At 45.8% G+C, this 7,839-nt stretch carries 7 protein-coding genes; 4 read left to right on the forward strand and 3 right to left on the reverse strand.

Annotation, left to right across the window (positions count from 1 at the left end; all coding sequences use genetic code 11):
• Positions 1-147 precede the first annotated feature (147 nt).
• Positions 148-1,095 carry a transposase gene (locus RLO19_RS07610; RefSeq protein WP_446355233.1) on the forward strand — a complete coding sequence of 316 codons (948 nt, stop codon included), beginning with the start codon at positions 148-150 and terminating at the stop codon, positions 1,093-1,095.
• 120 nt (positions 1,096-1,215) lie between these two features.
• On the opposite strand, the gene RLO19_RS07615 is transcribed toward RLO19_RS07610, so the two are convergent.
• Positions 1,216-1,455 carry a hypothetical protein gene (locus tag RLO19_RS07615; RefSeq protein WP_446355235.1) on the reverse strand — a complete coding sequence of 80 codons (240 nt, stop codon included), beginning with the start codon at positions 1,453-1,455 and terminating at the stop codon, positions 1,216-1,218.
• A gap of 238 nt (positions 1,456-1,693) precedes the next feature.
• On the opposite strand from RLO19_RS07615, the gene RLO19_RS07620 reads away from it, so the two are divergent.
• The 3 genes from RLO19_RS07620 to RLO19_RS07630 all read left to right on the forward strand — a co-directional run bounded on the left by RLO19_RS07620 (position 1,694) and on the right by RLO19_RS07630 (position 6,123).
• Positions 1,694-3,595: a S9 family peptidase gene (locus tag RLO19_RS07620; protein ID WP_446355237.1), complete on the forward strand. Its 1,902-nt coding sequence runs from the start codon at positions 1,694-1,696 to the stop codon at positions 3,593-3,595.
• Positions 3,596-3,833: 238 nt separating this feature from the next.
• A complete protein-coding gene (locus RLO19_RS07625) occupies positions 3,834-5,159 on the forward strand; it encodes a DnaJ domain-containing protein (protein ID WP_446355239.1) in 1,326 nt (441 codons plus the stop codon).
• Positions 5,160-5,385: 226 nt separating this feature from the next.
• Positions 5,386-6,123 carry a PEP-CTERM sorting domain-containing protein gene (locus RLO19_RS07630; protein ID WP_446355241.1) on the forward strand — a complete coding sequence of 246 codons (738 nt, stop codon included), beginning with the start codon at positions 5,386-5,388 and terminating at the stop codon, positions 6,121-6,123.
• A gap of 309 nt (positions 6,124-6,432) precedes the next feature.
• Here RLO19_RS07630 and RLO19_RS07635 read toward each other — a convergent pair whose 3' ends face one another.
• The gene (locus RLO19_RS07635) at positions 6,433-7,191 is read right to left on the reverse strand and encodes a phosphoadenylyl-sulfate reductase (RefSeq protein ID WP_446355243.1); all 759 of its coding nucleotides are present in this window, start codon (positions 7,189-7,191) and stop codon (positions 6,433-6,435) included.
• A 224-nt stretch (positions 7,192-7,415) separates the two neighbouring features.
• On the reverse strand, positions 7,416-7,835 hold the full coding sequence (locus tag RLO19_RS07640) for a hypothetical protein (RefSeq protein ID WP_446355245.1): 420 nt from the start codon (positions 7,833-7,835) through the stop codon (positions 7,416-7,418).
• Positions 7,836-7,839 lie beyond the last annotated feature (4 nt).

Below are 7,839 nucleotides of genomic sequence, written 5' to 3' on the forward strand. Positions count from 1 at the left end.
CCTACAGACTATGGGGTCACCCTTTCCTCAAATTTTGATGCCAAAGGTTGTTTATTAGGGGTGAGGCGGGTAATAAAAAACAGTGAGATTGTATCACGATAAATCCACTTAAATCAGGGCAAAGATGAAAATTGAGGAGTGACTAAGATGAGCGAATATGATTCGCCATGGAAGGAAAGTATTTCGCTATATTTTCGGGAGTTTTTGAATTTTTTCTATCCACAGATAGAAGAGGACATTGATTGGGAACGAGGGTTTGAATTTTTAGACACTGAGCTACAACAGATCAAGCGAGAGACGGAAACGGGTAGGAGAGATGCGGATAAGCTAGTGAAAGTCTGGCGTCGTAGCGGGGAGGAGCAATGGGTTCTTGTCCATGTAGAGGTGCAATCACAGCGTCAAAGTGAGTTTAGTGAGCGGATGTACTTGTACCACAGCCGGATTTTCGATAGGTATCGTCGCAGTGTGGTGAGTTTGGGGATACTCGGCGACGAGCAACCGGGTTGGCGCCCCAGTCGGTATGAGCGTGAATTGTGGGGTTGTCGGGCAATACTGGAATTTCCGGTGGTGAAACTGCTAGATTACAGTATGGATGAGCTTGCTCGGAGTCAAAACCCATTGGCGGCGATAGTACAGGCACACCTTTCTGCCCAAGTTGCAGGGAAAGATGTTGGGGTTGGATATGAAAGCAAGCTGTCTCTGATTAAGAGTTTATATGAGCGGGGGTATAAGCGAGAGGATATTGTTCAATTATTTCGATTAATCGATTGGTTTATTGCCCTACCGAAGAAAGAAGAGGATCGATTGTGGCAAGAAATACAAACGTTAGAAGAGGAGAGGAAAATGCCTTATATTACCAGCGTTGAGCGAATCGGAATCAGGAAGGGACAACAAGGAGCTATTATTCGTATTCTTGAAGTTCGGTTTGAAAATATTCCGCAGGAATTGAGGGAATTAATTGGGAAGATAGAGGATCTTGAGGTGCTAGGGACTCTTCTGGTTCAGGCGGTGACAACTCAATCATTAGAGTCATTTGGATCTGTGGCGAATCAATATGTTACGGAGGAGGAGTCGGAATTGGAAAACACAGAGTAATCCCGTTTTTGCCGAGGCGACTGGAAGTCACGGCTACACAAACAAAGTCCGCCTTCGCGGACTAGATAATATCAGTATTAACTCTTTGCTGGGGCATGGCGCTCAATTATCATAATCGCATTAATTCAAATCTGTAACGACTTTTGCCACTGATTCTGCTTGTTCAGGATAGAGTCGCGCTATTAATCCGCACATTTGATAGGCAGTTTCAACATTGTAAGCGCAGGGGATTAATAAGCGTTTAAAGTTTTCCTTGTCGCCTGTTTTGACTAGCCATGAAGCAATTCCAGGTAGGTACAAGTTACGCTCTGTAAGTATCTTCTCTGCTGTCTTCACTGCATTCTCACCCTTACCTGCCATTGCCTGCATCCCTGCAATCGTCTTGAGCGCTTTTATAAGTTTTTGTTTATCCTCCCTAAACCGACGTGCGCCTAAACTGACGTGCGCCCTTTGTTTACACTCCTGAAGCGTATGTTGTGGCGATGCAAAGCTTGATGGCGAAGACAGCGCAACTACAAACCCCTAAGTAGCTTCTAACACGCCAGATTCGTTACAGTGTCTCTTAAGACAACCAAACCAATTGAACCCGTAAACTACGATGGTAACAGCAACAACTTCTTCAGTATCTCAAGCACTACCTCCTCTAATTCCCCGCGAAACCCTATTCGGGAACCCCGATCGCACCCGCCCTCAGCTATCCCCCGATGGGAAGTATTTGGCTTATGTCGCCCCGGATGAGAAGAATGTGTTGCAAGTCTGGTTGCGAACCGTGGGAAAAGATGATGATCAGCAGCTAACGGCGGATCAAAAGCGGGGGATTCGCCTTTATGTCTGGACATATAATCCTAACCAACTTATTTATCTGCAAGATTCAGACGGCGATGAAAACTTTCACCTCTACTTGGTGAATGTCCAATCTAAGTTAGTGCGCGATTTGACCCCCTTCCAAGGCGTGAAAGCCCAACCCATTGACCTTGATCCAGAATTTCCAGATCAAATCTTGGTGGGAATGAATCTCAACGATCGCCAAAAATTTGATGTGTATCGGGTTAATCTAAATAATGGGGCAGTCGAGTTTGATACCGATAACCCTGGTAATATCGTCAGTTGGGTAGCTGATGCTCAATTCCAGATTCGGGGCGCGATCGCAGCTACGCCAGATGGCGGTTCCGATCTTTTATTTCGTGAGACTCTCGATAAATCCTGGGAACAACTACGCCACTGGGGACCCGATGATGAAGGATCTGCCGTAACCTTTTCTCAGGATGGCAAAACCCTGTATATTACTGGATCACACGATGCTAATGCTCAACGTTTAATTGCTTTAGATTTAGCCTCCCGCCAAGAAACCGTAATGGCGGCTGATGAGCAGTATGATATCGGCGGTGTGGTTATCCATCCGACTCAACGCCAGATTCAGGCAGTGTCATTCTACAAGGATAAAGTGGAATGGCAAGTCCTCGATGAAAGTATTGCCGATGATTTTAACGCGATCGCTCAAATCCGAGAGGGTGAATTTGCTATTACCAATCGCACCTTAGCCGATGATACCTGGTTAATTGGCTACGCCACGGATAATGGTCCGGTTTATTACTATGTGTATAACCGTGACTCTAAATCCCACTCATTGCTATTTAGCAATCAACCCGAATTGGAAACGTTGCAACTCGCCTCAATGCAACCCATTTCCTACCAAGCGCGAGATGGTTTAACGATTCACGGATATCTCACCACACCCGTTGGCGTTGAGGCGAAAAATTTACCCACAGTGCTTTTGGTTCACGGTGGACCTTGGGCGCGAGATACTTGGGGCTATAGTCCAACGGTGCAATGGTTGGCAAATCGGGGTTATGCGGTGCTGCAAGTCAATTTCCGAGGCTCTACAGGTTATGGGAAAGCGTTCCTAAATGCCGGGAATCGTGAATGGGCGGCAAAAATGCATGATGATTTAATTGATGCCGTTAATTGGATTGTAGACCAAGGGATTGCTGATCGGAATAAGGTGGCAATTATGGGGGGGTCTTATGGTGGATATGCCACATTAGTGGGATTAGCCTATACGCCAGAAGTATTTGCAGCGGGCGTGGATATTGTGGGCCCGAGTAACTTGGTTACTTTAATGCAAAGTATTCCCCCCTACTGGGCACCAATGAAAGCTATGTTTGCCCATCGCTTAGGGGATTTGGAGACTGAGGAGGAGTTTCTTAAGGCGCGATCGCCTTTGTTTTTTATTGACCGGATTCAGAAGCCGTTACTGATTGGTCAAGGGGCGAATGATCCACGGGTGAAAGAAGCCGAAAGTGAACAAATTGTTGAGGCGATGCGAAAGGCAAATAAACCTGTTGAATATGCTCTTTATACAGACGAAGGACATGGATTTGCTCGTCCAGAGAATCGGCTTCACTTTTTCGCGATCGCAGAAGAGTTTCTCAGTAAGTATATAGGGGGACGGTTTGAACCGATTGGCGAAATTAAGGGTCATTCGGGGGTTGTTAGTTAAATTGAAAGGTAGGGGCGCAAGGCTTGCGCCCTTTTCGGTTCAATCGGTTATGAAATGATGTTTTTTTAACGCAGAGGAACGCAGAGGTTTACGCAGAGGAACGCAGAGGGATTGGGCGGATTGGAATGAAGATTTTATAAAATTGGAGGAATAACTGGCAAGGATGGTTGTAGTTACAGTATTTATTGAATACTCCATTTTAGAACAGACGTAGCATGGCATGTCTCTATAAAATCAGATGCAGGATTCTTGTAATTACTATCAAATTTTGGGCGTTTCTTCCACAGCAACACAACAGGAGATCAAAAAAGCTTATCGTCGTCTCGTTCGTCGATACCATCCAGACTTGCATCCTGATAATCCAGACGCCACAGATCGATTTAAAGTGATTTGTGAGGCGTATCAGGTGCTTTCGGATGGGGTAAAGCGACGTCAGTATGACGAAGAGTTTCAACCTCAGCCAAATCAGTCTAAAACTGAGTCAATGACGGCTCAAGATTTCTATGTGCGTGCGGTTAGTAAGGCGTTGGCTAAAAATTATCAGGGGGCGGTTGAAGATTGTAATCAAGCGATTTCCTTAAATCCTCGCTTTGTGGAAGCTTACGTGGAACGGGGCGCAGGGTGTTATAAACTGGGTAATGCTAGGGAAACGCTGCAAGATTGTAATCGAGCATTAAGGATTAATCCTCAGTTTGCCCCAGCTTATTACTACCAGGGGAGAGCGCGTTATCGACTGGGATATACTCAAGCGGCGATTGATGCTTATACTCAAGCGATCGCATATAGTCCAAATCATGCTAAAGCTTATTATCAACGAGGTTTAGCCCATAAAGATTTAAAAGAATTTGCAGGCGCGATCGCAGATTTGAAACAAGCCGCCCAATTGTTGCGTGAACAAGGGGATAAAACGGGATATCAGTTAGTTCAAGAAACGTTGCGAACGCTGAAGCACACGCCAGGAAAACGGGGAGTTTTCACTAAAGGAAATCCCCTCGCTTATCTGATGGGGCTACTGGGGGACACGTTTTTTACAATCAAGTCCTTTTTACTCAATCCTATGGGGGGACTATTGCCCAGTTTTGCCCGTCTCGATTCCCAACGAGCCATGGTGGTAGGATTACTATTGGCGGCGATTTTTGATGCTTTTTTTGTCTGGGGTATTTATACGGGCTGGCGTGATCTGGTTTCTGTCTCCCTGGTTCCGTTAATCGGCGTGGGGATGATCCCGTTTATCATCCTAGCGGCGATGAGTGCGATCGCTCGGTTAATTCGGCGTCATCCCGGTAGTTTGGCGGGGGATAGTTTCCTCGCTGGGGCGACACTAACACCCTTAAGTATTTTAGCGATCGCCAATGGTATTTCGTCTTATATGCCTAGTCAACTTATGGTGATTATTACCGTATTCACAGCCTGCTACACGGTTCTGACGCTTTATAGTGGTTGCACGCAAATCGCGAATTTATCGGAAAAGACAGCCGCCCTAGTTGTTCCGGTGATGGTTCTAGTCAGTGGCTGGATTTCCTATTGGGCTTTTACGGCGATGCTGGGAATGGCGTCTTTTTGAGGATGGGATCAGGAAAGTTTTTGTTAATTTACAGTCTACCTCAGCTAAATAGGCGAGGAGCCTCACTTCATAATTTTCAATTTTACGCTCTGCCGAATCGCCATAATATAATGGTGTACAAGGGTTTCATGGGATTTCAGTTTGGGTTATATGAAAAGATGATGAAGCTAACTTGATCCGCTTGCTTTGCCTAGCTGATAACTCTACCCTAGAAAACAGAACAGTTATGAGTATTATGAACAAAACGTTATTGGCAAGTTTAAGTTTGGTCTTCGGCGTAATAGTTGTTCCTGAGAATGCACCAGCCGTTACTTTGTATGCAGAAGATTTCTCAGGTCAAAACGGTAAAGGCGCAACAGGCGGAGCGGCTACAGACGTAGTGGGCGTGGATTGGTTAATTGAGTTAAACGATGCGGCTCTGTTTGACTCAATTGATTACTTCCGAGTAGAGGCTGAAGCCTTCACTGCTCGTGATACAAATGCAGGTTGTCCTAATGTAAACTGTACCTCTGGGGGCAATCCTGAGCCCTTATTTCCCGCGTGGTTCAGTCCAGAAATCGATATTTCTGGATTTACTAACCTGGCTTTATCATTGGATGCTTTCGCTAGTAATACCAGTTTTGAACACGAGGAAAACAGTCCGATTGGTGAAAAAGATTACTTTATCATTTCATATTTATTGGATGATGTCGAGTTTATAGCGGCTGAGTTAATTACCCAGTCTGGAGCTTTCACGAATCAAACCGTGAATGAATTGATCGGTAATGGCAGTACATTACAAGTGAAAGTTCAGCTTAACACTACGGCATCAACAGAACTGCTCTCATTTGATAACATTTTGGTCACAGGAGATCAAATCAATCCTTCTCAGTCTGTCCCTGAACCTACTTCTATCATGGGCTTAATCGCACTTGCAGGTATCGGTACGGCTTCCCGCAAGGCTACAAAATCAAACAAAATCTAACCAAACTAATCCCTAGAGCATTGTTTGGTGTAACAACAATTAGTGGTGGGAAAAAGTAGAGATGTTTCAGCAGAACGTTTGTCAATTGTAGGGGCGGGTTTAGGAACTACACTCAGCTATTGCGGAAATAACTGAACAACAAAACCCGCCCTTATTCAAGGTTAGTGGATCAGCACATCTTACCAATTCTTGTTTCCAGCATCCATCCTGGAAATGTCCTCTTGGCGGCTGACGCGACTACGGGAGGCAGAGCCTCCGCCGTAGCATTCCCAGGCTCAGCCTGGGAACGAGGCTATCAGCAAGCTCAACTTACAGCGAACTGGAATCGAGACTCTGGGCTTCACCTTGAGTCTGTGGTAGATGTAAACCACATTCTTGTTTGATTCCCCGGAAGCGGGTATCGCGTTCGTGCTGATCTTCCGCAGTTACTGGGCGGCTAGAGTGCCAATCCCCTACAGTCGCATAGCCAAGTTCCCGCAAAGGGTGATAGGGAAGATTATGTTCCGTGATGTAGTCATGGACATCTTGGCTACTCCAGTGAAGAATGGGTAATACTTTGTACATCCCAGACTGGATATTTATTGGACGCAATGTCTGACGGTGATGTGTCTGTTGAGCCCGCAATCCGGCTAGCCATGCTGTTGCCTCTAACTCTTGTAATGCTCGCTGCATGGGTTCGACTTTACGTATATAGTCATACTGATTCAGCGCTTCGGGATCGTCTTTTGTCCAGAGTCTGCCATAGAGGGCTTCCATACGGGCTGGACTAATGGGCGATTGATATACCTGTAGGTTGAGATTTAATTGTTCAGTTAGCTGTTGAGCAAATCTATAAGTTTTTGGGGGGAGATACCCTGTATCAACCCAAATCACCGGAATGTCAGGCACGATGCGAGTGACTAAGTGCAGCATCAGCGCTGACTGGATGCCGAAGCTAGTACTCATCACCAAACCATCGCCAAAGGTTTCGGCTGCCCATTTAACCATTGAGGTGGCATCGGCATCAACGAGTTGTTGATTGACCCGCTCTATATCCAGTTGAGTTTTCTGTGCGATCGCACTTACCATTTCCCTAAACTCCCAGTCTTCCTGCCAGTCCTGTCTTTTTTCCAGTTCCGTGATTTAATTGTACCGAGTTAATCTACGGTAAATTGGTGGGTTTACTGTACTTTTACACCACATTGAACTTTACCACGCCTAATTGTCTACGGCAATGTAATTAGATACAATTCACCTGACTCTAAAATTAAGTTTTGTATCTTTGAGGGAGAGCGATCAGATTCAGTGTTTTCTCAAAAGTGACGCCACCAATATTGTTCTAGCTGATAGGCTTGGCGCAGGTGTTGTAGGGCGGCTGTTGATAGCAACCCTTTGACAAGGGCAACGAATTGTCCCCAAGCTAGCAATTGCGATTCACTCGTGGCTCGGTTGAACTGATATCTATAGAATATTGTCCAAAACTCTGGGGCAATTGGAGATTTCCAGCGCTTGCGCCAGCGAACCATGTCTTGAGGCGTGGGGGGTTCGGCTTCCAGGATTGGCGGGAAGTCGGCGTAGCTGACGAATCGGCTCAAACCTTTACCGTTCAAGCGATGGGTGAAGGCTCCCACGCTCTTTAGCTGGGAGATGAAACCGAGCGAACCGTCTAGGTAGCGAATAAATTCGCCAGTCAAATAATTCGGATAACGTTCTACTATTGTGGTAATGTAAATACAA

Origin of the sequence: Coleofasciculus sp. G2-EDA-02, from assembly GCF_040226375.1 — a bacterium.
Taxonomy (GTDB): Bacteria; Cyanobacteriota; Cyanobacteriia; order Cyanobacteriales; family Coleofasciculaceae; genus Coleofasciculus.

Excerpts from the sequence above, each read along its gene's own strand:
- RLO19_RS07610 (WP_446355233.1), top strand. The coding sequence starts at position 148 with ATGAGCGAATATGATTCGCCATGGAAGGAAAGTATTTCGCTATATTTT.
- RLO19_RS07615 (WP_446355235.1), bottom strand. The coding sequence starts at position 1,455 with ATGGCAGGTAAGGGTGAGAATGCAGTGAAGACAGCAGAGAAGATACTT.
- RLO19_RS07620 (WP_446355237.1), top strand. The coding sequence starts at position 1,694 with ATGGTAACAGCAACAACTTCTTCAGTATCTCAAGCACTACCTCCTCTA.
- RLO19_RS07625 (WP_446355239.1), top strand. The coding sequence starts at position 3,834 with ATGCAGGATTCTTGTAATTACTATCAAATTTTGGGCGTTTCTTCCACA.
- RLO19_RS07630 (WP_446355241.1), top strand. The coding sequence starts at position 5,386 with ATGAGTATTATGAACAAAACGTTATTGGCAAGTTTAAGTTTGGTCTTC.
- RLO19_RS07635 (WP_446355243.1), bottom strand. The coding sequence starts at position 7,191 with ATGGTAAGTGCGATCGCACAGAAAACTCAACTGGATATAGAGCGGGTC.